We start from the raw sequence: 23,802 nt of genomic DNA on the forward strand, positions 1-23,802 counted from the left end.
CCGCCGGCCGAGTCCGGGTGCCCGGCGCGTCAGCAGCTGGGCACCCTGCCGCCGGAGTTCAGCGCCTTCAGGGCATCCACCGCGCCGGTCAGCGTGGTGACCGGGATCAGCCGCATGTCCTTCGACAGCTCGGCGCGGGCGTCGGAGCACTCGGCGCGCGGCACGAGGAAGTACTTCGCGCCCTCGCGGTGCGCGGCCTGCGTCTTCAGCGCCACGCCGCCGACCGGGCCGACCTTGCCGTCGGCGGTGATCGTGCCGGTACCGGCGATGGACCGGCCGCCGGTCAGGTCGTGGCCCGCGCCGTCCCCGTCGATCGTGTCGATGATCCCCAGCGTGAACATCAGGCCGGCGCTCGGCCCGCCCACGTCCGCCAGCTTCAGGTCGACCCGCACGTCCTTCGGGGAGCGGTGCAGAGAGCGCAGCGCCGCCTCGACCGCGGCGTCCTGCGACTGCTTCATCTGCGCGGCGTTGTGCTTCGCGACCTCTTCGGTGTTGTCGCCGACCGGGTAGACCGCGTCGCGCGGCATCACGGCCTCGTCGCGGCGGAACCAGCCCTTGAGCACGTCCGTCAGGTGCGCCGAGACCTGGGGCCCGGTGGCGACGATGGCCGTCATCCGCAGCTCGCCGCTGGTCTTCCTGGCCTTGGCGCCGTGCACGGTGATGACCGGCTCGCCCTTGTGCTTGCCGAGCACGTTCGCGGCCGGCCCCGGATAGGCGACCGAGAACGGCAGCGGTACGAAGGCGGCGACGGCGAGGAGCGCGATGACGAGGGCGGAGCAGACCGCCAGGGCGCGGGCGCGAGAAGACACCCCGCCACCCTAGATGACCCCCGTACCGAAGATCTCACCGCGGCACGCGCGGGGGCCGCCGGCCCCCGCGCACGGTCACTGCAGCGCCTCCGCGACCTCCTTGGCCGCCTCGACGACGCGGGTGCCGACCCGCTCCGGTACGACATCCGCGAGCAGCACCACGCCGACGCTGCCCTCGATGCCGCTCACCCCGTGCAGCGGCGCCGCGGCGCCGCTCGCGCCGGCCTCCAGCTCGCCGTGGGTCAGCGCGAGCCCGTCGCCCTCCGTGCAGCCCTGCCGGGCGGCCAGGATGGCGCGGCCCGCGGCCCCGCGGTCCAGCGGGTGCCGGAACCCGGCCCGGTACGCCACGTGGTAGTCCGTCCAGGTCGGCTCGACGACGGCGACGGCCAGCGCCTCGGTGCCGTCGACGAGCGTGAGGTGGGCGGTGGCACCGAGATCCTCGGCCAGCGAGCGCAGCGCGGGCAGCGCGGCCTCGCGGACCAGGGGGTGCACCTGGCGGCCCAGGCGCAGTACGCCCAGGCCCACCCTGGCCCGGCCGCCGATGTCGCGGCGGACCAGCGCGTGCTGTTCCAGGGTGGCCAGCAGCCGGTAGACGACGGTCCTGTTGACGCCGAGCTTGTTGGAGAGCTCGGTGACGGTCAGGCCGTGGTCGGTATCGGCGAGCAGCTTGAGGACACGCAGTCCTCGGTCGAGCGTCTGGGAGGTCTCCGCGGTCACGACGCCCCCTCCTCGGGTGAGTGGCGGCTCTAGGGGGAGGTCGCGCTGCCGGTCCCACGGCAGCGCTGACGAGGCCGCCGGTTGGCGGAACCGGCTGCGCTCCGCGGCGGCGCTGCCACGGGGCGTGTTCGTGACGGGGACAGTAGCGATCCAGTCCGGTCAGCGGAAGAGTCCGTCCAGAATCCGGTCGCAGCTGACCGCTCTATCCCTATTGATCCTGTGGTGACGGCACTCAATGCCACCTGCAGAGAGGGCGGCCCCCGCTCGGGGACCGCCCTCTCCGCACACTCCGCGGACGCTCAGCTCGCAGACTCAGCGCATCCGCGTGGCCCACTCCTGGACCTTCTTGATCCGCTCGCGGAGCTGCCCGGCGGTGGCCTCCGCGCTCGGCGGTCCGCCGCACACCCGGCGCAGCTCGTTGTGGATCACCCCGTGCGGCTTTCCGCTCTGGTGCACGTACGCGCCGACCAGCGTGTTCAGCTGCTTCCGCAGCTCCAGCAGCTCCTTGTGCGTGACCACGGGGCGCCGCTCGGCCGGCAGTTCCAGCAGATCCGCCTCGTCGGCGGGCTTCTTCTTGCTGTGCGCGATCTGCCGGGCCTGCCGCTTCTGCAGCAGCATCTGCACCTGGTCCGGCTCCAGCAGCCCGGGGATGCCGAGGTAGTCCTGCTCCTCTTCACTCCCCGCGTGCGCCTGCATGCCGAACTCGGCGCTGTTGTAGAGCACCCGGTCGAAGACCGCGTCGGACTCCAGCGCCTCGAAGGAGAACTGCTCCTGCTCGCCGGTGTCCTCGTCCTGCTCCTTGTTCGCCTCGTCCATCTCCTTCTCGGACTCGGCGTACGGGTCGTCCTCGCTGTCCTTCTTCGGCTTGTCGAGCACGTGGTCGCGCTCGACCTCCATCTCGTTCGCGAAGCCGAGCAGCATCGGCACGGTCGGCAGGAAGACCGAGGCCGTCTCGCCGCGCCGCCTCGACCGCACGAAACGGCCCACGGCCTGCGCGAAGAACAGCGGCGTCGAGATCGTCGTGGCGTACACGCCGACCGCGAGGCGCGGCACGTCGACGCCCTCGGACACCATCCGGACCGCGACCATCCAGCGGTCGTCGGAGTGCGCGAAGTCGTCGATGCGCTGCGAGGCGCCGGTGTCGTCGGAGAGGACGAGCGTCGCCTTGTTCCCCGTTATCTCCCGGATCAGCTTCGCGTACGCGCGCGCCTGCTCCTGGTCCGAGGCGATCACGAGCGCGCCCGCGTCCGGGATGGACTTCCGTACTTCCGTGAGGCGCTGGTCCGCGGCGCGCAGCACGTTCGGCATCCACTCGCCGCGCGGGTCCAGCGCGGTGCGCCACGCCTGGGAGACGGCGTCCTTGGTCATCGGCTCGCCGAGCCGCGCGGCGATCTCGTCACCGGCCTTGGTCCGCCAGCGCATGTTGCCGCTGTAGGACATGAAGATGACGGGCCGGACAACGCCGTCGGCCAGCGCGTTCCCGTAGCCGTACGTGTAGTCCGCCGAGCTGCGCCGGATGCCGTCGTTCCCCTCCTCGTACGTCACGAAGGGGATCGGGTTGGTGTCCGACCGGAAGGGCGTACCGGTCAGCGCGAGCCGCCGGGTCGCCGGCTCGAACGCCTCCTGGCACGCCTCGCCCCACGACCTGGAGTCGCCGGCGTGGTGGATCTCGTCGAGGATGACGAGCGTCTTGCGCTGCTCGACGCGGTTGCGGTGCAGCATCGGCCGGACGCCCACGCCCGCGTACGTCACGGCGACGCCGTGGTACTCGCGGCCCAGCGGCCCGGCGCTGTACTCGGGGTCCAGCTTGATGCCCACCCGGGCGGCCGCCTCCGCCCACTGCTTCTTCAGGTGCTCGGTGGGCGCCACCACGGTCACCTGCTGCACGACGTGGTGGTGCAGCAGCCACGAGGCGAGGGTGAGCGCGAAGGTGGTCTTGCCCGCGCCCGGCGTCGCGACCGCGAGGAAGTCCCGCGGCTGGGTCTCGATGTACCTGTCCATCGCGCCCTGCTGCCAGGCGCGCAGCTTGTTCGCGGTACCCCAGGGGGCCCGTCCCGGGAAGGCCGGGGACAGGTGCTGGTTGTTCATGGCGCTGGTGGTAGTACTCACGGTCTCCGTCGGCTGGCTCGGCGATCGTCAACCGCGTCAGCGTACCCGTGAGATCCGGGCCGTCGCGGATTTCCGGCCGGGGGCCGGTGCGGGTGCGACCCAGCTCACACCGCTCGTCCGTCCGCCGGGGCGGGCCGCAGCCGGGTCGCCACGTACGCGCCCACCAGCGCGACCAGGGACATCGCGGCGAAGACGGCGGCGAAGGCGGCCGGATGCGCGGCGCCGGACGCTCCGGCGTGCGCGCCGGGGTGGGCCGCGGTGACCGCGCCGCCGCCGAAGCCGATGAAGAGGATGCCGCTGACGCCGACGAAGGTGATGTTGCCCAGCGCGTCGGAGACCTGGAGGGAGGCGGAGTTGCGGCCCGCGTCCTCGGGCGGCGAGAGCTCGAGCAGCAGCACGCTGCCGCTGGAGATCGTGAGCCCCATGCCGAACCCGGCGATGATCCAGGCGAGCGCGACGACGGCCGCCGGGACCGCCTCGATGAGCGCCAGCGGCACGAGGGCGACGGCCAGGGCCATCAGGAGCATGCCGACGCCCATCAGGCGCTCGCGGTACGGCTCCCAGCGCGGGCGGCTCTGCGTGTACGAGCCGAGCGCCCAGGTCAGCCCGCCGCCGGTGAGCGAGAGCCCGGCCAGCGTCGGGCTCAGCCCCCGCTGGGTCACCAGCATCAGCGGCACGAAGCTCTCCGCGGCGAGCAGCGCGCCCGCCGCGAGCCCGCGGATGAGGACGACGGAGGGCAGCCCGCGCGCCGCCCGGAACGTGCCCTTCGGGAGCAGCCGCAGCACCGTGGGGACGAGCAGCGCCAGCCCGGCGGCGGCGGGCAGCAGCGCGAGCGGCCGCAGGTCCTGTCCGGCGTACTGGAGCAGCCCGGCACCGGCGGCGACGGCGAGCGCGAGCAGGATGCGGCGGCGGTCGAGCGGCGCCGCGCCACCCCCCGTGCGGGGCAGCTTGCGCAGGGCCGGGAGCATGACGGCGAGCGGCAGCAGCACGAGTACCGGTATGGAGAGGAAGACCCAGCGCCACCCCAGGTGCTCGGTGACCGTGCCCGAGACCACCGGCCCGACGATCACCGGCAGCACCCAGGCCGCCGAGAACGACGCGAGCACGGCCGGCCGCAGCCGCTCCGGGTACGCCCGGCTCACGACCACGTACAGCGCGACGATCACCAGCCCGCCGCCCAGCCCCTGCACCGCGCGCCCCGCCACGAACAACCACATCGTCGGCGCCGCGCCCGCCAGCACCAGCCCGCCCCCGAAGGTGAAGATGCCGCTGAACAGCGGCACGAGCGGCCCGTTCCGGTCGCACCACGCACCCGACAACGCCATCGAGAACAGGCTCGCCGTGAAGTACGCGGAGAAGGCGAACGCGTACAGCTCGATCCCGTCCAGCGCCCGCGCGGCCACCGGCATCGCCGTGTTCACCGCACTCGCCTCGAACGCGATCAGCGACACGACGGAGATGATGCCGAGGGTGAGTGCCCGGTACGCACGCCCGAGCACGCCACCTTCGGGGCGGCCTGCGGGGCCATCGGTGGGGCCGTCTGCGGGTACAGGCGCGGCTGACGGGGCATCAGCAGCGGCGAGGTCACTGTCGCGACTATCCCGACTGTCGCGCGATTCGGCGGTGGTCATCCCGCCACGGTAAGACCCACGCCCCTATTACGCCCCTGTCATTCGCCCGAATTCCCCTCCGCCGCTGGACCTAGACACGCCGGTACCGGCCACCCAATCCGGCACACTTCCCCCATGTCCACGTCCATGCCCCGCTCACGCTCGCACCGCTACCGCTCGTACGACGGCACCGAACTGCACTACCGCGTGCTCGGCCCGGAGGAGGCCGAGTCCGGGCTCCCGCCGCTGGTCTGCCTGGCCGGCGGCCCCGCGCGCGACGCCGGCTACCTCGGCGACCTGGGCGGCCTCGACACCGACCGGCAGCTGATCGTCCCGGACAGCCGCGGCACCGGTGACTCCCCGGCCGCCGAGGACCCCGCCGCGTACGCCTTCCCCCGGCTCGCCGAGGACTTGGAGGCGCTCCGCGCCCACCTCGGCCTGGAGCGCTTCGCCCTGCTCGCGCACAGCGCCGCGGCGGCCACCGCGCAGGCGTACGCGGCCGCCCACCCCGACCGCCTGACCCGCCTGGTCCTCGTCTGCCCCGGCTCCCGGCTGCAGGGCGAACTCCCCGACGACGCCCGGCAGATCTTCGAGTCCCGCGACCACGAGGAGTGGTGGCCCGACGCCTCCGTCGCCGTCCAGCGCCTCGCGGAGACCGGCGACATGGACGAGGTACGCGAACTCCTCCAGCGCGCCGCGCCCTTGGCGTACGCCCACTGGGACGACCCCCAGCGCGCCCACGCCGCCACCGAGGGCGCCCAGCTCAACCCCGTCCCCCGCGCCGGCTTCTGGCAGGCCGTCGACGACCGCACGCGCGAGACCCTGCTGACCGCCCTCCGAGAGGTCCCCTGCCCGGTCCTGGTCATCACCGGCGACCGCGACGCCCTCTCCGGCATGCGCGCCGGCGAACTGGTCGCCGCCTCCTTCCCCGACGCCCACCTCCGCCCTCTCCACCTGGTCGGCCACTACCCCTGGGTCGACGACCCGGACCGCTTCCACTCCCTGGTCGAGGCCTTCCTCCGCACCGGCGAACCCCCCACCACATGAACACCGTGTTGCCCCACGTTGCGCCGTGTTGCCCCGCATGACGACCACATGGCACCCCGCCCCGAACCCTTGCCCCCTCCCCCACCCCCCGGCCTACAGTCAAGACATCGCTTCACCTTGGCCGTGTGCCCGAGTGGCTCAGGGGCTCGCCTGCAAAGCGAGTTACGCGGGTTCAATTCCCGCCACGGCCTCTATTGCCTGACCAGGCAAAGAGAGAGGGCGGCACCGCGCAAGGGTGCCGCCCTCCTTCTCGGGGCCCGATGGGCACCAGAAGAACGCAGGGTTTTCAGTCGTTGCCCACTTCGAGCAGCCAGCCATCACTCTGGGGGCTGCACATGTAGCCGGCCGTGTGACCGTTGTCCGTCAGCGCCGCACCCTTGTCCATGCACGCCTGCTGGGTGGGAAAGCCACGGTATTCATCCGCTGCCTGCGCCGCACCCATGCTGATCGTGGTGGCCGCCGCCACACCGGCCAGGATGACAGCTGCCTTGCTGAGCTTCTTGCGCATATCCTCGCTCCTCCGAAGCACTTCCGTGGACGATCACCACACTGCCCGGCCCTACTAATGGATCATTAATTGATCACTAACGCGGGTCTCGGACATGTTTCTGGGCGCGGCGCGGTACCCACTGGCTGAGGGGTCATGTGTCGGCCGGAAGGAAATGTGTGATGGGTGAGACGTATGGGCCCGGTGGGTCCAGTACCGATGCCGTCGAGGGAGTCGACGAGGAGGATCTGGAGAGGCCGGAGAAGGATCGGCGTGAGGTGGAGGTGGCGCGGGAGGCCATCGGGGAGGATCCGCGTCATCCGGCGGTCGAGGAGACGCCCCCCGAGGGCAAGGCCGCCGCGGAGGACGACGCGGAGGCCGGCTAGGCGCTCCGCGTCGGGCCTCGGCGCTCAGGTCAGGGGGGTGAGGGCCGCTGCCTGGGGGCGGATGGGGAGGCGGCCTATGGGGCGGCCCGTGGCGGCGCGGACGGCGGAGGCCACGGCGGCCGGGGCGGCGACCACGGGGGCCGCGGAGACCGGCTTGGCGCCGAAGGGGGCGACCACGTCGCGTTCCTCGACGAGCTTGACGATGCGGATGTCGGGGGCGTCGAGGGCGGTCGGGAGGGGGTAGCCGGTCAGGTCGGGGTGGCGGACGAGGCCACGGGTGGTGCGGAGGTTCTCCATGAGGGCCGCGCCCAGCCCCTGCGTGACGCCCGCCTCGATGCGCGCGCGGAGCTGCGCCGGGTTCAGGACCTGGCCGACGTCCTGGGCGACGGACATCTCGACGACGCGGATGGTGCCGAGCTCGATGTCGACATCGGCGACACAGCGGATCGCGCAGAAGGCGAGGCCGACGAACGCGTCGCCCTGGCCGGTCTCGTCCAGCGGCTCGGTGGGGTGCGGCCGGCACTGGGCCGTGGCCCACAGCTCCTTGCCGTCCAGCGCCTCGGCGACGGTGGTGCTCAGTACGCCGTCGTACGAGGTGATCTTGCCGTCGGTGATCTGGAGGAGCTCGGTGGACATGCCGAACTTGTGGGCGAGGGGTTGGAGGAGTTGGGTGCGGACCATTTTCGCGGCGCGTTCCACCGCTCCGCCCGAGACCCAGGTGTGGCGGCTGTGGCAGGCGGGGCCGGCCGGGGGCTGGTCGGTGTCGACCGCCGCGACGTGTACCTCTTCGACGCCCAGGGTCTCCTGGACGATCTGGCGGGCGAGGGTGGAGAAGCCGGAGCCGGTCTCGACCGCGGCGCAGATGACCGTCGCGACCGAACCGTTGACCTTGACCGTCGCCGTGGAGACCTCGTCCGAGCCCTCCGCGCCGAGCATGTGGACCATGCCGACGCCGTACCCGACGCCGCGCCGCACCGCGGACGGGTCGCCCGCGCCCTCCGGCCCGCCCGGCAGCAGCCACTCCTCCTGCGGCGCGTCCTTCGGCAGGTCGGGGAGGGGGGCCTCCTGTACGGCACGGAGGAGTTCGGCGACCGGGGCCGGGCAGGTGACGGTCTGTGAGGTGGGCAGGATGTCGCCGGTGGCCATGACGTTGCGCAGCCGGAGCTCGGCCGGGTCCAGGCCCAGCTTCGCCGCCAGCTTGTCCATCTGGCCCTCGTACGCGGCACACACCTGCATCGCGCCCTCGCCGCGCAGGTGACCGGCGGGCGGGTTGTTCGTCCGCACCGCCCAGCCCTCCACGAAGGCGTGCGGCACGACGTACGGGCCGCAGGCGAAGGAGACGGCGGCGGCCAGCGCGTCGGCCGAGGTGTCGGCGTACGCGCCCGCGTCCATCAGGATCTGCGCCTCGACCTTCACCAACTTGCCCCCGGCGTCGGCGTGGTGCCGGTAACGGAGGATGGTCGGGTGCCGGTGGGCGTGCGAGAGGAAGGACTCCTCGCGGGTGGCGGCGAGCTTGACCGGGCAGCCGGTGCGCAACGCCAGCAGACCCAGCGGGAGTTGGATGCCCGGGTCCTCACGGTCCGCGGTCGCGCCGGGCACGCCCGTCACCACGACCTTGACCTTGTCCTGCGGCAGTCCGAAGCAGGCGGCGGCGAGGTCGCGGTCGGTGTGCGGGTCGGTCGCCGCGGTGTAGATCTCCACGCCGCCGTCGGGGCGGGGCACGGCGAGCCCGGCCTCGGCGCCGATCGGCGCCGGGTCCTGGCGCCCGATCCGGTACAGCCCCTCGACGACGACCTCACCGGCCGCCTCCGGGTCGCCGAAGCGCAGCGGGATGTGCCGTACGAGGTTGCCGTCCGGGTGCAACGGCTCGGCCTCGAAGGCGAGTTGAGGATCGGTGACCGGCTCCAGCACCTCGTACTCGACGGCGATGGCGGCGGCCGCGAGCCGGGCCGTGTCGGGGTGGTCGGCGGCGATCGCGGCGATCGGCTCGCCGTGGTGACGCACCTCGTCCTTGGCGAAGACCGGCCGGTCGGGCGTGCCGCGCCCGTGCCCGGCGTCCCCGGGGACGTCCGCGTGCGTGACGACGGCCCGTACACCCGGCATCTCGGCGGCCTGCTTGGTGTCGATCGACAGGATGCGGGCACGGGGGTGCGGGGACCGCAGGATCGCGGCCCACAGCAGGCCCTCGGCCCACAGGTCGGCCGCGTACGGGAAGGTGCCCTGGGTCTTGGCGGGGGCGTCGGCGGACGCCAGCGAGACGCCCAGGCCGTGCGGCAGCGGCTCGGCCTCGGCGGCCGGGGCGCTGCCGGGCGCGGGGCTGACGGTGACGGAGCCGGCGCCCTCGTGCGTGCCGGTCATGCGCGGCCTCCCGATTGCGGGTCGGCCCCCGGGCCCTGGGTGTTCGGGTGGTGGGGGTGGTGTGGCTGGTGGTGCGAGTGGGGGTCGGGGTGCGGGTCGGGCTGCGCACCGAGGTCCAGGTCCCCCAGGTCCTCGATCAGCGCGTCCCGCCCGTACGAGTCGTGCTCGCCAAGGGCGTCGCGGCCGTACGAGTCGTGGTGCCCGGCGAGGGCGTCCTGGCCGTAGGAGCCGTGCTCGGCGAGGGCGTCGCGGCCGTACGAGTCGTGGCCGGCGTACGGGTCACCGTTGTAGGCGGGCTCGGCGTACGGGCCCGGGGCCGCGCCGTACGGGTCCGGCGTGACGCCGTACGGGTCCGGCGCGGCACCCTGCGGCTCGCCGCCGTAGGGGTCACCGCCGTACGGATCGGCGGGGTATTCGGGGGCTGCGTACTGGTCGGGCGTGGCGTACTGGTCGGGAGCCGCGTACTGGTCGGGGGCGGGGGCGCCGCCCTCGGGGTGGGTGCCGTCGGCGTGCGGATCGTCGGAGTAGGCACCCTCGGGGTACTGGCCGTCGGGGTACTGGCCTTCGGAGTACTGGCCTTCGGAGTACTGGCCTTCGGGATCGGCGTGGCCTGCGGGGTCCGTGTGACCTGCGGGGTCCGTGTGGCCGTAGGACGGCTCGTCGGCGTGCGGCTCCGTGGCGTACGCGGCCGGGTCGGCCGGGCCTGCCTGATGCGGGATGCGGGCGACCGGATCGTGCTGGTCGTGTCCCTGGTCCGGAGCCCGGCCCTGGTCCAGGCCCTGGCCCTGTGCCTGGCCGTGCGGCCGGCCGTGCTCCTGGTCGCGGTCCTCGGCGGCGGCCTGGGCGGCCTCGGCACGGGAACGGGCGACCTCCTGCACGGCGTCCAGGACGCCGCGGTACCCCGAGCAGCGGCAGAGGTTGCCGCACAGCGCCTGGCGGGCCTGCAGCTCGGTGGGGGCGTGGTTGCCCTCCAGGAGGTCGTGCACGGTCATGGCCATGCCCGGTACGCAGAAGCCGCACTGCACCGCGCCGGAGGCGGCGAGCGCGCGCTGCACGTCGGACGGCGTGCCGTCCTTGGCCAGGCCCTCGACCGTACGGACCTCGCTGCCGGCCGTGGTCGCGGCGGGCACCAGGCAGGACGCCACGAGGCGGCCGTCGACCTGTACCGAGCAGGCCCCGCACTCGCCCTGGGAGCAGCCGTCCTTGGCCCCCGCGAGGCCGAGCCGCTCGCGCAGCACGTAGAGCAGCGACTCGCCGATCCAGGCGTCCGTGACCGGGCGGTCGACGCCGTTCACCGCGAGGACGTACGAGGCGCGGGGATGCTCGAGGTCGGCGTGCGGGGCGGGGTCGACGGGGGCAGCGGCGGGCGCCTCTGCGGATCCCTCGGCCTCGTCGGCTTCGTCGGCCTCGTCGGACTCCTCAGGCTCCTCGGGAGCTTCGGAAGCGGTGGGCGCGGTGGACGCTGTGGGCGCGGTGGACGCCTCTTCAGGCTCCTCGGGCTCCTCGGGGGCGGGGGCCTCCGGCGCCGTTGCTTCGTGGACCGCGGGCGCGTCGGCGTTGTCGTCGGCGTCCGTACCGGCTTCCGCTTCCGCGTCGGCGACGGCGTCCGTGCTGACGTCCGTGTCGGTACCGGTGTCGGCAGCCGTGTCGGTGTCCGCGCTCTCGGCGGTGGACTCGGCTTGCTCCGCCGGGGAGTTGGGCTCGGCGGGCTCCGCCGGCGCCTCGGCCTCGGCCTCGACCTTGGCCTCAACCTCGGGCTCGGCAACGGGTGCTGCCTCCTCGGCGGCCTCCGGCACCTCGCGGTCGACCGCCTCGGAGACGCTCGCCTCCGGAGCCTGCGGCTCTTCGGCAGGCTCCGGCTCGGGCACGGCCTCGGTCGCCGGCTCGGGCACGGCCTCGGGCGCCGACGCGGTCACCGGCTCGGACGCCGGCTCAGTCACCGGCTCGGCAGTCTGCGTACCCTCCGCCGGCTCCTCCTCCGCCTGTGCGGCCTGAGGGAGCGGCTTCGGGGTGGTCCTGCTGCCGGAGACGAGGGCGTCGGCCAGTGCGATGCCGTCCGCGATGCCGCCGCCGCCCGGCGTGCTGAACAGGCTCTGGTACGACGGGGGTTGGGTGCTCTGGCCGGGGCTCGGCCACTGCTCGCCCTGGACCGGGGGCACGCCGTGGGGCGTGGGTGCGTGGCCCGGGAAACCGGGGTGCGGGGTGTGCAGGTCACCCGGCAGCGGCCACTGCACCGCGGCACCGGGCGCACCGGGCGCGTCGCTCATGCCGGGCGCGCCCGACGGCGCCATGCCCTGCGCGGCGGGATGCGGTCCCACGTGGTACGGACCGACGTGCTGCGGAAGGACCTCCCCCGCGCCGCCGGCCTCGCCGCCGTCACCGGACGTCCCGTCCGGCCCGGCCACCGCGTCCGCCGCGCCGCCCGCCGGCGCGCCGAGCCCGGCGTTGAAGTTCCAGTGGCCGGTGGCCTGCGGGACGTCGGCCGGGGGCTGCTGGGCCTGCTGCGGCTGCTGGGCCTGGTCGGGGGCCTCGTACACCGGGTAACCGCCGTGCGGGCCCTGTCGGTCGTCGCCGACCAGGTACTCGCCGGACTCCTCCAGCACCTCGTCACCGGCGGTGGGGATCGTCCACCGGCCCGCGCCCGCGCCCGCCGCGCCCGCGACCGGCCACTCCACGGTGTCCGGTCCGTCGCTGTCCTTGTCACCGGCACCGCCGTGGCCCGCGGCACCGCCATGGTCCGCGGCACCGCCGTGCCCCGCGGGGCCACCGTGCTCGGCGACGCCGCCGTACGGCATCGCCGCCGGCGCGTCCGCCGCCGGGTCCATGAACGGCATGGTCCACTGCCCGGTCGCCGCGGGGTCCACGCCCGCGCCGACCGTCGGAGCGGCGGCGTACGGCGAGGCCGCCGCACCGGCGCCCGCAGCGCTTCCCGCACCCGCGACACCCGCCGCGTCACCCGCGCCCGCGTCACCGGCGCCCGGCACCGCGCCGTCACCCGCGCCCGGGAAGTGATCCGGCGGGATGTACCCGTGGCCGGGAGCCGCGAGCGGGTCGGCACCCACCTCGCCCTCCGGACCCGCGCCGTACCCGCCGTAACCACCGTGCGCGTCCCCGGCACCATCGGCGGCCTCGGCGCCGCCCTGGGCACCCGCCGCCCCGTGCGCACCGTGCGCGCCCTGCGTCCCGTAGATGGCCGCGCCGTACGCCCCGGAGGCGTAGCCGCCCGCTCCGTAAGCCCCCGACCCGTAGGCCCCGTTCAGCCCGTACGCCTCGAGGTCGTCGGGCAGCTGGACGAAGGCCGTGGCCTCCTGGTCGTACTCGCCCTGCGGCAGCGGCTCCCAGCCCTGTCCGTGCTGGGGCTGACGCGGGGTGTCCCCGTCACTCATGCGCCGGCCTCGCTTCGCTCGGCTCGCTCGGCGGGCACGCATGCCGCATGCGCGCGCCTCTTGTCGGTTCGCTCGCTGCGCTCACTCACGAGAGCGCCCTCCCAAGTGCTCGGCGCGCCAGTGCTGCCACCGTACGGCGCAGGTGCAGGGCGGCGGGGGGCAGGGTGGCCGCCTCCGTACCGTCCTCCGGAGGCGCGGGGTCCGGGATGCAGGCGGCGGCCACGTAGTCCCCGAAGGCGGTCAGCGCTTCGGGGGCCAGGCCGCGGTCGTTGTCCCAGTCGATGAGCGAGGCCACCCACTGCTCGGCGTCCAGCGGGCGCAGCGGCATCATCGCGACCGCGCCGACCGCGCACCGCACGCCCCGGCGTGCGGGATCGAGGACCAGCGCGACGGATGCGGCCGCGCGCCCCGGCCCCGTCCGCCCGGTGGCCTTCAGGAACGTCTGCGGCGCGTGCAGCAGCGGTACCCGTACGAAGCCGACGATCTCGCCGGGGCGCAGCATCTCCATGCCCGCGAGCAGGTGGCTCACCGGGACCTCGCGGCGGGCGCCGCCCGGGCCCGCGATGATCACGGTGGCTTCGAGGGCCGCCAGTACCGGCAGGGTGTCGCCGGTCGGCGCGGCCGTGACGATGTTGCCGCCGAGCGTCCCGGCGTTGCGGATCTGCGGCGGCCCGGCGGCGCGCGCCGCCGCGGCGAGGCCCGGGATCAGGGCCGCGAAGTCGGGGCGCCCCATGCGGGCGAGGGTGAGGCCGGCGCCGAGCAGCGCGTGGCCGTCCTGATACTGCCAGCCGCGGATCTCGCTGATGCGGTTCAGGCCGACCAGCGCCGCCGGGCGCAGCAGCCCGGAATTGACGGCGGCCATCAGATCGGTGCCGCCGGCCACAGGCACGGCGGCGGGCATGGCGGCCAGCGCCGCCACGGCCTCGTCGAGCGAGGCCGGCAACGTCACGGAATGCGACGCCTGCGGTGCGTGCGTGGTCAACCCAGCTGCCCCTTCCCCGGTGTCCCGGCTGTGCTGTTCCGCCTCGCCGTACGGTACGTGCTCACAGCCCGGACGTGGCAACTCTGGCACATCTTCGCAGGCCCACGATGCGAGGGTCCATGAAGGCAGGTTCCGTCACCGACCTGCGCGTTGGCCCTGGTCGGTACCGGCACGTCCCGGACCTCCGAAGAGAGCGTATTGCCACCTTTCTCAAGCTTTCTCGAGCTTTCTCAAGCACCGTGCGTTACCGCACTTACCGCACATGCCGCGCGCTTGACGCCACTTGACGTCTTATGACCGCCCGCAGGCAGGTTCTGCGCGGGTGTTCGACATGCCGAGACGACATACCGGGTCGACATACCGGACCGGCGTACTGGATCGGCATGCCCGCGCCACGGCGTGGGTACACGGTGCCAGGGTCCCGGCCGCACCGCGCCCGCCTTTCGGGGGGCTCACACGTTTGGGGGCGGTCCGTCGATCGGGCGTCCGATGCGCCGCCGCGCGCCGACCTGCCGCAACCCCTGGCTGTGACCTGCCGCGACACCCGGCTGCCACCTGCCGTATCTCCCGACTGCGACCCGCCGTAACTCCTGGCCGCGCAGGCACGGTTACGCACGGCAGTCATCCGCGGCAGCGGCACGCCCCGCCGAGGCCGGCCGCCCGACACGCCACCTGCGGACCACAATCAGCCGCGCGGCACCCCTGCAGGGCTATCCATGAGGCGAGATGTCCGTCTCACCCAACTTTCAGCCCATCGTAAGGAATCCGCCATGCGCGAGAGACGCGTCCGTGCCGTCCTGCTCTCCGTCGCCGCCCTCGGCCTGCTGCCCCTCTCGGCGGCTACGGCGCCGGCCGCCGCCGCACCCCAGCGGGCGCCGGTCGGCGAGGCGAGCATCGTCATCCACCAGGGCACGAGCACCGGCGGCAAGGTGATCGCCGCCGCGAACCTGCACTGCTTCCCCACCGGGGGCAACCACCCGCGCCCCTACGCGGCCTGCCGCGCCCTGACGCGGGCGCACGGCGACTTCCGGGCGCTGGAGCCGGTCCGCCGCGCCTGCCCGATGATCTACCGGCCGGTGACGGTCGTCGCGAAGAGCATCTGGCAGGGCAGCGCCTCGTTCGTCGTACGCGGCTACTCCAACCTCTGCGCGGCCGGCGCCGACAGCGCCGGGGTCTTCGACCTCAGCCGGCGCGCGGACGGCTGACGGCTGACGGCTGACGGCTGACGGCTGACGAAGACGCGCGTACGGCCGACGCGAAGACCGGAACGCCAGAACGCCCGGCCCCTCCCCCATGGGGAGCGGGCCGGGCGTCACCGTACGAAGTGCGGGGCCGGAGGCTACTTCTTGCCGCCGTCCTTGCCGCCCTTGTCCTTGTCGCCACCGGCGCTCATGGACTCGTAGATCTCCTTGCACATGGGGCAGACCGGGTACTTCTTCGGGTCGCGGCCCGGGACCCAGACCTTGCCGCAGAGCGCGACGACGGGCGTGCCGTCCAGCGCGCTCGCCATGATCTTGTCCTTCTGGACGTAATGGGCGAAGCGCTCGTGGTCACCGTCGCCGTTCGACACCTGCGGTGTCGGCTCCACGAGGGTGCCTGTACCTGCCCCGCGCTCGGGCTCAAGAGTGCTCATAACTGCCAAGGGTACTCACGCGCGCGCCGTACCGGGCGCGGCGGCCCGCCCGGACCCCCGGAGGAGGGCCCCGGCGCCGACCGAGGTCACCGCGGCCGCCAACGCCAGACCCGCGTACCCGGCCCGGCGCGTCCGGTAGGCGGAGCACTCGTCGCTGAACTCGATGCGGCGCTCGCCGACGGTCGCGGCGGGCGAGAGGACGGAGCCGCAAGCGTACGTGTAGTCATCGAAGCCGGGGTGGTCGTCCCGGTCGCCCCGTACCTGCGCGGAGGCGAAGCCGACCGGCGCGAAGAGGGCCACCGCGGCCCCCACGCCCAGCAGGATGCCGAGGACCGCGCAGATGCGGTGCGGCGCCATGCGGGTCGAGCGGACGAGGTCCGCCTTCAGCTCGGCCTCGGAGCGGTGCTCCGGGACGTACGGCTCCCGCTGCGGCCTTCCGTGGTGGTACGTCGCCATCGGACTCCCCCGTCGTCGGTCCCCCGCGCGTCGGTGCGGAGCGCCTCATCAGTGCAGTTCAGTGCTGTTCAGTGCAGTTCAGTGCAGTGCAGTTCAGTTCAGTGAAGGGTCGTCCGGATAGGTCGCCACCATCGCCAGTTCGTTGCGCTGGCGGCGGAGGACGGCGCGCCAGAGGTGCTCGGGGGACGGGGAGGAGACGTCGCCCGGCTCGGATTCGACGACGTACCAGGCGCCTTCGACCAGCTCCTCCTCCAGCTGGCCCGGGCCCCAGCCCGCATAGCCGGCGAAGATGCGCAGCGAGCCGAGCTCGGCGGAGAGCAGCTCGGGCGGCGCCTCCAGGTCGACCAGGCCGATCGCGCCGTGCACGCGGCGCCAGCCCAGAGGGCCGTCGCCGTCCGTGTCGGCCCCCTCGACCGCGTCGCCGCCCGCCACCGGGGCGTCGGCGTGCTCACCCGCCTCGCCCGGGACCACCGCGACGCCGAGCGCCGAGTCCAGCGAGACGGGGCCGCCCTGGAAGACCACGCCGGGCTCGCCGGCCAGCTCGGCCCAGGGCTGGAGGATGTCCGCCACGCCGACGGGCGTGGGGCGGTTCAGTACGACGCCGAGCGAGCCCTCCTCGTCGTGGTCGAGGAGCAGCACCACGGCCCGGTCGAAGTTCGGGTCGGCGAGCGCCGGCGTCGCGACGAGCAGCCGGCCGGTGAGCGAGGACACCTCGGTCATGGCGACATGATCCCGCACTTCGGGCCGGCGCGGGGAGGCAATTGCCGCACCCGTATGCACGCACTCCGGCCGGAAGGGATGCGGAGGGGATGCGGAGGGGACGCAGTGCGACCGACCCGGCATCCGGGCCCTCTTTCACATCACGGTGCGTTCCGCCCGATAAACCGTACGTGTTGTGACAAAGCTATTACACGCGCCAGGGCCGCTCGACCCTACGGACTACCCCCGTACCGCCCTTACCATTTCAGCTTGGTCCCTGTCCGTCTCCAGGAACGCGAGATCCATGACCGACGACGTTTTGCTTGTCCACGGCGGCACACCGCTGGAGGGCGAGATCAAGGTCCGCGGCGCGAAGAACCTCGTGCCCAAGGCCATGGTCGCCGCGCTGCTCGGCAGTGAGCCGAGCCGACTGCGCAATGTGCCCGACATCCGCGACGTGCGCGTCGTGCGCGGCCTGCTGCAGCTGCACGGCGTGACCGTACGCCCGGGCGATGAGTCCGGGGAGCTGATCCTCGACCCGTCGCACGTGGAGAGCGCCAACGTCGCGGACATCGACGCCCACGCCGGGTCCTCCCGGATCCCGATCCTCTTCTGCGGCCCGCTGCTGCACCGCCTCGGGCACGCCTTCATCCCGGGCCTGGGCGGCTGCGACATCGGCGGCCGGCCGGTCGACTTCCACTTCGACGTGCTGCGCCAGTTCGGCGCGGTCATCGAGAAGCGGGACGACGGCCAGTACCTGGAGGCCCCGCAGCGGCTGCGCGGCACCAAGATCCGGCTGCCGTACCCGTCCGTCGGCTCGACCGAGCAGGTGCTGCTGACCGCCGTACTGGCGGAGGGCGTCACCGAGCTGTCGAACGCCGCCGTGGAGCCCGAGATCGAGGACCTCATCTGCGTGCTGCAGAAGATGGGCGCGATCATCTCCATGGACACCGACCGGACCATCCGGATCACCGGTGTCGACAAGCTCGGCGGCTACAACCACCGCGCGCTCCCGGACCGCCTGGAGGCGGCCTCGTGGGCGTCGGCGGCGCTGGCCACCGAGGGCAGCGTGTACGTACGCGGCGCCTCGCAGCGCGAGATGATGACCTTCCTGAACACCTACCGCCGGGTCGGTGGCGCGTTCGAGGTCGACGACGCGGGCATCCGCTTCTGGCACCCGGGCGGCCCGCTGAACGCCATCGCCCTGGAGACCGACGTGCACCCCGGTTTCCAGACCGACTGGCAGCAGCCCCTGGTGGTCGCGCTGACCCAGGCGTCCGGCCTGTCCATCGTCCACGAGACGGTGTACGAGTCGCGCCTCGGCTTCACCTCCGCGCTGAACCAGATGGGCGCGCACATCCAGCTCTACCGCGAGTGCCTGGGCGGCTCGGCCTGCCGCTTCGGCCAGCGCAACTTCCTGCACTCGGCGGTCGTCAGCGGCCCCACCAAGCTGCAGGGCGCCGACCTGGTCATCCCCGACCTGCGCGGCGGCTTCTCGTACCTGATCGCGGCGCTGGCGGCACAGGGCACGTCCCGCGTGCACGGCATCGACCTGATCAACCGCGGCTACGAGAACTTCATGGACAAGCTGGTCTCGCTCGGCGCGAACGTCGAGCTGCCGAACGGCTCACTGAGCGCCTGACCGTGGCGTCGGGCCGGTGAACGGCTTCAGTAACGGCTGAAGCGCCTGACGCCGAAGGGCGGGCACCCTTGCCGGGGTGCCCGCCCTTCGGCGTTCTCAGGGCCGTACACGGGCCCTGCCGCGGTACGCACCAGTGCTCGGCACGCACGCGGCGGCCCGTACCCATGCGAAAGGCAGCCATCCGGCCGGGATGGCTGCCTCTCCTGGGATGCGGACCGTGCTCCGTCGTCCCGGGAGCACGGTGCCGGATCACTTGCCCTTGGCGGCTTCCTTGAGCTTGGAGCCCGCGGAGACCTTCACGCTGTAGCCGGCCGGGATCTGGATCGGGTCGCCGGTCTGCGGGTTGCGCGCGGTGCGAGCGGCACGGTGGGTGCGCTCGAAGGTGAGGAAGCCGGGGATGGTGACCTTCTCGTCACCCTTGGCAACGATCTCACCGACGGTCTCGGCGAGCGCGGCCAGAACGGCGTCGGCGTCCTTGCGGGTCACCTCGGCACGGTCGGCCAGAGCGGCCACCAGCTCACTGCGGTTCATGTATTACTCCCGTGTTCTTCTTGCCAATGGGCGTGCCACGCGGCGGAGCCGCATCAGGCACAGCGAAGCCGATGCTGCCAGGGCCCTCGGACAGTCCCCGGACCCGGGTCTGTGGTTCAGACCCTCGCGCCCGGTAACGCATCCTGCCCCCACCTGCGGCGGTAAAGCCAATCCGGCGCCCTGGAGGGTCACACGAAGAGCGCCATCGCTCCGGAAAGGTGACACTCCGGTGACGCTCCGCACCATGTCTCGGGCCCGATCACCGAGTGGCGGCCAGCCATGCGCTGCCCGCCACCCTATGGGGGCCCTGAGGGCCACGTGTCGTGCGACGCGCCGTGCTCAGGCCGTCGTGCCGCCCGTCACGGCCGTGGCGGCGGCGTTCGCGGCGTCCCGGACGGCGCCGGCGACCGCGCCCGCGACCTTGTCGTTGAAGACGCTGGGGATGATGTAGTTCGCGTTCAGCTCGTCCTCCAGGACGACGTCCGCGAGCGCGCCGGCCGCGGCCAGCATCATCTCCTCGTTGACCGTACGCGACTGCGCGTCCAGCAGGCCGCGGAAGACGCCCGGGAAGACCAGCACGTTGTTGATCTGGTTCGGGAAGTCCGAGCGGCCCGTGGCGACGACGGCGGCGGTCTGCCGGGCCTCCGCCGGGTCGACCTCCGGGTCGGGGTTGGCGAGTGCGAAGACGATCGCGCCGTCGGCCATGCGGGACACGTCCTCGGCGGCCAGCACGTTCGGCGCCGAGACGCCGATGAACACGTCGGCGCCGACCACGGCCTGCTTGAGGGTGCCGGTGACGCCCTCGGGGTTGGTGTTGTCGGCGATCCAGCGCAGCGCCGAGTCGGGGTCGGCCGAAACCAGGTCGTCGCGGCCCGCGTGCACCACGCCGTGGATGTCGGCGACGACGGCGTGCTTGACGCCGGCCGCGATCAGCAGCTTGAGGATGGCCGTACCGGCGGCGCCCGCGCCGGACATCACCACGCGCACGTCGCCGATGGCCTTGCCGACCACGCGCAGCGCGTTGGTCAGGGCGGCGAGCACGACGATGGCGGTGCCGTGCTGGTCGTCGTGGAAGACCGGGATGTCCAGGGCCTCGCGCAGCCGCGCCTCGATCTCGAAGCAGCGGGGCGCGGAGATGTCTTCGAGGTTGATGCCCGCGAAGCCGGGGGCGATGGCCTTGACGATCTCCACGATCGCGTCGGAGTCCTGGGTGTCCAGGCAGATCGGCCAGGCGTCGATGCCGGCGAAGCGCTTGAAGAGGGCCGCCTTGCCCTCCATGACCGGCAGCGCGGCCTTCGGGCCGATGTTGCCGAGGCCCAGGACGGCGGAGCCGTCGGTGACCACCGCGACGCTGTTGCGCTTGATGGTCAGGCGGCGGGCGTCCTCGGGGTTGTCGGCGATGGCCTGGCAGACGCGGGCGACGCCGGGCGTGTAGACCATCGAGAGGTCGTCACGGTTGCGGATCGGGTGCTTCGACGACATCTCGATCTTGCCGCCGAGGTGCATCAGGAACGTACGGTCGGAGACCTTGCCGAGCGAGACGCCCTCGATCTCCCGCAGCTTCTGGACGATCTCGTCCGCGTGCGCGGTGGACGTCGCGGCGATGGTGACGTCGATCCGGAGTTTTTCGTGGCCGGAGGCGGTCACGTCGAGGCCGGTGACCGACCCGCCGGAGGACTCCACGGCCGTGGTGAGCTGGCTGACGGCGGTGCCGCTCGCGGGAACTTCCAGTCGCACCGTCATCGAATACGAGACGCTAGGCGCCGTTGCCATGGCCGACTTCCTCTGCTTTCCCTTGTTTCCCTATGCGCTGTCCCAGGAGCTCGGATGCCCTGCGCATCGTTCGATCGTCCCACCTACCAGCCAGTACACGGTAACCAGCCACAAGTTTCGGAAAGACACTTCCACAATACGAGAGCTAGTCAGCTCGGCGGAACCCCCCACTCCTTCGCTTGAAAAACGGCCTGAATAGGGAGGAAATCTGGCGTACCGCCCTTAGTATCTGGCGCGCAGCACCCCAAGACACGCAAGGACGGGCGATATGGCTCAGGGCACCGTGAAGTGGTTCAACTCCGAGAAGGGTTACGGATTCATCGCGCAGGAGGACGGAGGACCGGACGTCTTCGTCCACTACAGCTCGATCAGTGGCGACGGCTTCCGCAATCTGGAGGACACCCAGCGGGTGGAGTTCGAGATCGCCCAGGGCCGCAAGGGACCGCAGGCGGAACAGGTCCGCGTGATCGGCTGAACGCGGAGAAGGCGCCACGGAATTCTCCGCGACGCCTTCTGGTGAAGCCTTAGGTGGCACCGACCCGCCATGCTCGCCTCGCGGCAAGTGGTCGCTCTAAGCGACTATGGTTGGGCCCGGGGGCTTGGATCGGGCCGGTGCCACATACAGGCTAACAAACCTTCTCTGTAAGCGATTCCCGTCGCGGGAGTCCGCCGGAGGTTTGTCGGCCCTCAGTCCCGCAGCAGGTCCGGCACCCCGTCCGCGTCCGGCTCGTCGCGGGCGCCGGAGACCACCGTCAGCCGCTGCGTGGCCCGGGTCAGCGCCACGTACAGCACCCGCAGCCCGGCCGGCGACTCGTCCGCGATCTCGGCGGGCGAGACCACCAGCGTCGCGTCGTACTCCAGCCCCTTGGCCTCCAGCGAGCCCAGCGCCACCACGCGGTCGTCCAGGTCCGCGAGCCAGCCGCGGGCCTCCTCCCGGCGGTCCATCGCGACCACCACGCCGACCGTGCCGTCGACCTCGTCCAGCAGCCGGCGCGCCTCCTCCCGTACGGAATCCCCCAGCCGGTCCCCCGCGACGGCGAACCGCGGCCGCAGGCCCGTGGAGCGCACCGCCTCCGGCGCGACCATGCCCGGCATGGCCAGCGCCAGCACCCGGGCCGCCAGCTCGGCGACCTCGGCGGGATTGCGGTAGTTCACGGTGAGGGTGAAGCGGCGGCGCGGGCGGGTGCCCAGCGCCTCGTCCCGCGCCTCGCCGGCCTCGTCCGGGTCCGGCCACGAGGACTGCGCCGGGTCGCCCACCACCGTCCACGTCGCGTGCCGGCCGCGGCGGCCGACCATCCGCCACTGCATGGGCGTGAGGTCCTGCGCCTCGTCGACGATGACGTGCGCGTAGTCCGTACGCTCCTCCGCGAGCCGCTCGCGGCGGCTGCGCCCCGAGGAATTACGGTCCGCAAAGGTGGTCAGCTCCTCCAGGCCGGTGAGCTGGTCCAGCGGGTCGGCCTCGCGGGGCCGGGCGGGGCGTGCCGGGGCGCCGAGGATCGTCTGCAGCTCGTCCAGGAGCGCGACGTCGTGGACGGACAGCGGGCCCCGGCCCTGCGCGTCCAGGCGGCTCAGCGAGCGGGCCAGCTTCCGTGCCTCGCGGTTCTGGAGCACCCGGCGCGACCAGCGGCCCAGCAGCTTCTCGTCGGTCATCGCGGCCAGCACCCGGCGCGGGGTCAGCTCCGGCCACCAGGCGTTGAGGAAGTCGGCGAAGTCCTGCTCGGTGGTGATGTCCTCGTCGAAGCCGGACCGGGCCTCGGCGGCCAGTTCCGGGTCGCTGTAGCGGCGGTCCCCGCCGGTCTTCGCCCACAGCGCGTCCAGGATCAGCCGGCGGGCCCTCGGGCGCAGCAGGTTGACCGGCGCGGTGCCGCCGAGCACGGCCTGCCGGATGCGGCGCAGCTCGGCGGCGTCCAGCTCGACGCGGGCACCGAAGGCGACGACGCGGAGGCGGTCGGTGGGTACGGCCGGGGCCGCCTCCTCCTCGTCGCCGAAGGCACCGAAGTCACCGAAGGCGAGCTGGCCGTCCGCTTCCCCGGAGGGCGCGCCCTCCGCGGTGAGCTCCAGCGCGCCACGGGCCGCCTTGCGCAGTACCTTCACCATCCGCGAGGAGCCCTTGATGCGGGCCACCTCGGGCGGGTCGTACGCGGTGGCCTCCGCGCCCTCCACCAGCGAGCCCAGCGCGCGGATGGCCACCTGGCCCTCCTCGCCGAGCGAGGGCAGCACGCCCTCGGTGTAGGCGACCAGCAGCGGGGTGGGCGAGACGATGAGGATGCCGCCCGCGTAGCGGCGCCGGTCCTGGTAGAGCAGGTAGGCGGCGCGGTGCAGGGCGACCGCTGTCTTGCCCGTACCGGGGCCGCCCTCGACCTCGGTGACGGAGGCGGCGGGCGCGCGGATCACCAGGTCCTGCTCGGCCTGGATGGAGGCGACGATGTCGCGCATGGAGTGGCTGCGGGCCCGGCCGAGGGCCGCCATCAGCGCGCCGTCGCCGATCGCCGGCAGCTCCTCGCCGTCCAGGGTGGCGGTGACCTCCGGGCGCATCAGGTCGTCCTCGACGCCCAGGACGCGGCGACCCTTGGAGCGGATGACGCGGCGGCGCACCACGCGGCCCGGGGAGACGGGCGTGGCCCGGTAGAACGGCGCGGCGGCCGGCGCCCGCCAGTCGATGACCAGCGGCGTGTAGTCCGCGTCCAGCACGCCGAGGCGGCCGATGTGCAGCGTCTCGGCGATCTCCGCGCGGTGGTCGGCGCCGATCGCGCCGTCGGCGGGCTCGACGGAGGTGTACGCGCCGTCCGGGCCCCGCTTGCCGTCCTTGCCCAGGAGCAGGTCGATGCGGCCGAAGAGGAAGTCCTCGTACTCGGAATTGAGGCGGTGCAGGTGGACGCCGGCCTGGAAGACCTGCGCGTCCCGCTCGGCGAGCGCGCCGGGCGTGCCGACCTGGCCGCGCTTGGCGGCGTCGGCCATCAGGAACTGCGCCTCGTCGATCTTCTCCTCGAGGCGCCGGTACACCCGGTCCAGGTGCGTCTGCTCGCCCGCGATCTCCCGGTCGCGGACGGAGTCGCCGTCCGCGACCGGGTCGCCGTCGGGTACGGAATCCGGCGCGTGCGTGGAATTCTCCGGCGCGTGCGTGGCGTTCTGCGCGGCCACCCAGGCCCCCTTCTGCTGTGCGTAGGGCAGCCGTCA

The 23,802-nt window shown here is 73.0% G+C and carries 19 protein-coding genes and 1 tRNA gene; 6 read left to right on the forward strand and 14 right to left on the reverse strand.

All coding sequences use genetic code 11. The features are described from left to right. Positions 1-29: 29 nt before the first annotated feature. From ACZ4MH_RS07495 to ACZ4MH_RS07510, 4 genes are all read right to left on the reverse strand, one after another. Complete coding sequence (locus tag ACZ4MH_RS07495) at positions 30-809, reverse strand: YlbL family protein (protein ID WP_351599180.1); 780 nt, start codon at positions 807-809, stop codon at positions 30-32. Between the two features lie 75 nt (positions 810-884). Then, a complete protein-coding gene (locus ACZ4MH_RS07500) occupies positions 885-1,526 on the reverse strand; it encodes an IclR family transcriptional regulator (protein WP_351599179.1) in 642 nt (213 codons plus the stop codon). Between the two features lie 312 nt (positions 1,527-1,838). After that, positions 1,839-3,614: a DEAD/DEAH box helicase gene (locus ACZ4MH_RS07505; RefSeq protein ID WP_351599194.1), complete on the reverse strand. Its 1,776-nt coding sequence runs from the start codon at positions 3,612-3,614 to the stop codon at positions 1,839-1,841. Positions 3,615-3,739: 125 nt separating this feature from the next. Further along, positions 3,740-5,266 (reverse strand): MFS transporter, encoded by a 1,527-nt coding sequence (locus tag ACZ4MH_RS07510; protein ID WP_351599178.1) that lies wholly within the window; start codon positions 5,264-5,266, stop codon positions 3,740-3,742. Between the two features lie 114 nt (positions 5,267-5,380). Here ACZ4MH_RS07510 and ACZ4MH_RS07515 point away from each other — a divergent pair, with 114 nt between their 5' ends. Next, a complete protein-coding gene (locus ACZ4MH_RS07515) occupies positions 5,381-6,292 on the forward strand; it encodes an alpha/beta fold hydrolase (protein ID WP_351599177.1) in 912 nt (303 codons plus the stop codon). A gap of 119 nt (positions 6,293-6,411) precedes the next feature. After that, positions 6,412-6,483 (forward strand) — tRNA-Cys (locus tag ACZ4MH_RS07520). 95 nt (positions 6,484-6,578) lie between these two features. Here the strand turns inward: ACZ4MH_RS07520 and ACZ4MH_RS07525 are convergent. After that, a complete protein-coding gene (locus ACZ4MH_RS07525) occupies positions 6,579-6,800 on the reverse strand; it encodes a hypothetical protein (protein WP_351599176.1) in 222 nt (73 codons plus the stop codon). Positions 6,801-6,961: 161 nt separating this feature from the next. On the opposite strand from ACZ4MH_RS07525, the gene ACZ4MH_RS07530 reads away from it, so the two are divergent. After that, positions 6,962-7,165, forward strand: coding sequence for a hypothetical protein (locus ACZ4MH_RS07530; protein ID WP_351599175.1), 204 nt, complete (start codon positions 6,962-6,964; stop codon positions 7,163-7,165). A 24-nt stretch (positions 7,166-7,189) separates the two neighbouring features. On the opposite strand, the gene ACZ4MH_RS07535 is transcribed toward ACZ4MH_RS07530, so the two are convergent. From ACZ4MH_RS07535 to ACZ4MH_RS07545, 3 genes are all read right to left on the reverse strand, one after another. After that, on the reverse strand, positions 7,190-9,523 hold the full coding sequence (locus ACZ4MH_RS07535) for a xanthine dehydrogenase family protein molybdopterin-binding subunit (RefSeq protein ID WP_351599174.1): 2,334 nt from the start codon (positions 9,521-9,523) through the stop codon (positions 7,190-7,192). Continuing rightward, positions 9,520-12,909, reverse strand: a complete 3,390-nt coding sequence (locus ACZ4MH_RS07540; RefSeq protein WP_467754389.1) for a (2Fe-2S)-binding protein — start codon at positions 12,907-12,909, stop codon at positions 9,520-9,522. The genes ACZ4MH_RS07535 and ACZ4MH_RS07540 overlap by 4 nt, the downstream gene beginning before the upstream one ends. Positions 12,910-12,994: 85 nt before the next feature. Further along, positions 12,995-13,891 (reverse strand): FAD binding domain-containing protein, encoded by an 897-nt coding sequence (locus ACZ4MH_RS07545; protein ID WP_351599235.1) that lies wholly within the window; start codon positions 13,889-13,891, stop codon positions 12,995-12,997. A gap of 770 nt (positions 13,892-14,661) precedes the next feature. On the opposite strand from ACZ4MH_RS07545, the gene ACZ4MH_RS07550 reads away from it, so the two are divergent. After that, positions 14,662-15,096, forward strand: coding sequence for an SSI family serine proteinase inhibitor (locus ACZ4MH_RS07550; protein ID WP_351599236.1), 435 nt, complete (start codon positions 14,662-14,664; stop codon positions 15,094-15,096). Between the two features lie 134 nt (positions 15,097-15,230). Here the strand turns inward: ACZ4MH_RS07550 and ACZ4MH_RS07555 are convergent, their stop codons facing one another. The 3 genes from ACZ4MH_RS07555 to ACZ4MH_RS07565 form a co-directional block, all read right to left on the reverse strand. Then, on the reverse strand, positions 15,231-15,524 hold the full coding sequence (locus ACZ4MH_RS07555) for a DUF3039 domain-containing protein (protein ID WP_351599237.1): 294 nt from the start codon (positions 15,522-15,524) through the stop codon (positions 15,231-15,233). A 15-nt stretch (positions 15,525-15,539) separates the two neighbouring features. Then, on the reverse strand, positions 15,540-15,980 hold the full coding sequence (locus ACZ4MH_RS07560) for a hypothetical protein (RefSeq protein WP_351599238.1): 441 nt from the start codon (positions 15,978-15,980) through the stop codon (positions 15,540-15,542). Between the two features lie 93 nt (positions 15,981-16,073). Further along, positions 16,074-16,700 (reverse strand): YqgE/AlgH family protein, encoded by a 627-nt coding sequence (locus ACZ4MH_RS07565; RefSeq protein ID WP_351599239.1) that lies wholly within the window; start codon positions 16,698-16,700, stop codon positions 16,074-16,076. A gap of 283 nt (positions 16,701-16,983) precedes the next feature. Here ACZ4MH_RS07565 and murA point away from each other — a divergent pair, with 283 nt between their 5' ends. Continuing rightward, entirely contained in the window at positions 16,984-18,321 is a 1,338-nt protein-coding gene (gene murA, locus ACZ4MH_RS07570) for a UDP-N-acetylglucosamine 1-carboxyvinyltransferase (RefSeq protein WP_351599240.1), read from the forward strand. A gap of 249 nt (positions 18,322-18,570) precedes the next feature. Here murA and ACZ4MH_RS07575 read toward each other — a convergent pair whose 3' ends face one another. Together ACZ4MH_RS07575 and ACZ4MH_RS07580 are read right to left on the reverse strand one after the other, a co-directional pair. Further along, positions 18,571-18,852 carry an HU family DNA-binding protein gene (locus ACZ4MH_RS07575; RefSeq protein ID WP_003954777.1) on the reverse strand — a complete coding sequence of 94 codons (282 nt, stop codon included), beginning with the start codon at positions 18,850-18,852 and terminating at the stop codon, positions 18,571-18,573. A 339-nt stretch (positions 18,853-19,191) separates the two neighbouring features. Beyond that, positions 19,192-20,625, reverse strand: coding sequence for an NAD-dependent malic enzyme (locus ACZ4MH_RS07580; RefSeq protein WP_351599241.1), 1,434 nt, complete (start codon positions 20,623-20,625; stop codon positions 19,192-19,194). 268 nt (positions 20,626-20,893) lie between these two features. On the opposite strand from ACZ4MH_RS07580, the gene ACZ4MH_RS07585 reads away from it, so the two are divergent. After that, entirely contained in the window at positions 20,894-21,100 is a 207-nt protein-coding gene (locus tag ACZ4MH_RS07585; RefSeq protein ID WP_030250355.1) for a cold-shock protein, read from the forward strand. A 212-nt stretch (positions 21,101-21,312) separates the two neighbouring features. On the opposite strand, the gene ACZ4MH_RS07590 is transcribed toward ACZ4MH_RS07585, so the two are convergent. Then, on the reverse strand, positions 21,313-23,766 hold the full coding sequence (locus tag ACZ4MH_RS07590; RefSeq protein WP_351599242.1) for a HelD family protein: 2,454 nt from the start codon (positions 23,764-23,766) through the stop codon (positions 21,313-21,315). Positions 23,767-23,802 lie beyond the last annotated feature (36 nt).

It is taken from the genome of Streptomyces sp. NPDC026301 (genome assembly GCF_055567935.1).

Coding starts and splice junctions, on each gene's coding strand:
- ACZ4MH_RS07525 (WP_351599176.1), bottom strand. CDS start 6,800: ATGCGCAAGAAGCTCAGCAAGGCAGCTGTCATCCTGGCCGGTGTGGCG.
- ACZ4MH_RS07580 (WP_351599241.1), bottom strand. CDS start 20,625: ATGGCAACGGCGCCTAGCGTCTCGTATTCGATGACGGTGCGACTGGAA.
- ACZ4MH_RS07515 (WP_351599177.1), top strand. CDS start 5,381: ATGTCCACGTCCATGCCCCGCTCACGCTCGCACCGCTACCGCTCGTAC.
- ACZ4MH_RS07505 (WP_351599194.1), bottom strand. CDS start 3,614: ATGAACAACCAGCACCTGTCCCCGGCCTTCCCGGGACGGGCCCCCTGG.
- ACZ4MH_RS07510 (WP_351599178.1), bottom strand. CDS start 5,266: ATGACCACCGCCGAATCGCGCGACAGTCGGGATAGTCGCGACAGTGAC.
- ACZ4MH_RS07565 (WP_351599239.1), bottom strand. CDS start 16,700: ATGACCGAGGTGTCCTCGCTCACCGGCCGGCTGCTCGTCGCGACGCCG.
- ACZ4MH_RS07575 (WP_003954777.1), bottom strand. CDS start 18,852: ATGAACCGCAGTGAGCTGGTGGCCGCTCTGGCCGACCGTGCCGAGGTG.
- ACZ4MH_RS07550 (WP_351599236.1), top strand. CDS start 14,662: ATGCGCGAGAGACGCGTCCGTGCCGTCCTGCTCTCCGTCGCCGCCCTC.
- ACZ4MH_RS07530 (WP_351599175.1), top strand. CDS start 6,962: ATGGGTGAGACGTATGGGCCCGGTGGGTCCAGTACCGATGCCGTCGAG.
- ACZ4MH_RS07555 (WP_351599237.1), bottom strand. CDS start 15,524: ATGAGCACTCTTGAGCCCGAGCGCGGGGCAGGTACAGGCACCCTCGTG.
- ACZ4MH_RS07585 (WP_030250355.1), top strand. CDS start 20,894: ATGGCTCAGGGCACCGTGAAGTGGTTCAACTCCGAGAAGGGTTACGGA.
- ACZ4MH_RS07540 (WP_467754389.1), bottom strand. CDS start 12,909: ATGAGTGACGGGGACACCCCGCGTCAGCCCCAGCACGGACAGGGCTGG.
- ACZ4MH_RS07535 (WP_351599174.1), bottom strand. CDS start 9,523: ATGACCGGCACGCACGAGGGCGCCGGCTCCGTCACCGTCAGCCCCGCG.
- ACZ4MH_RS07560 (WP_351599238.1), bottom strand. CDS start 15,980: ATGGCGACGTACCACCACGGAAGGCCGCAGCGGGAGCCGTACGTCCCG.
- murA (WP_351599240.1), top strand. CDS start 16,984: ATGACCGACGACGTTTTGCTTGTCCACGGCGGCACACCGCTGGAGGGC.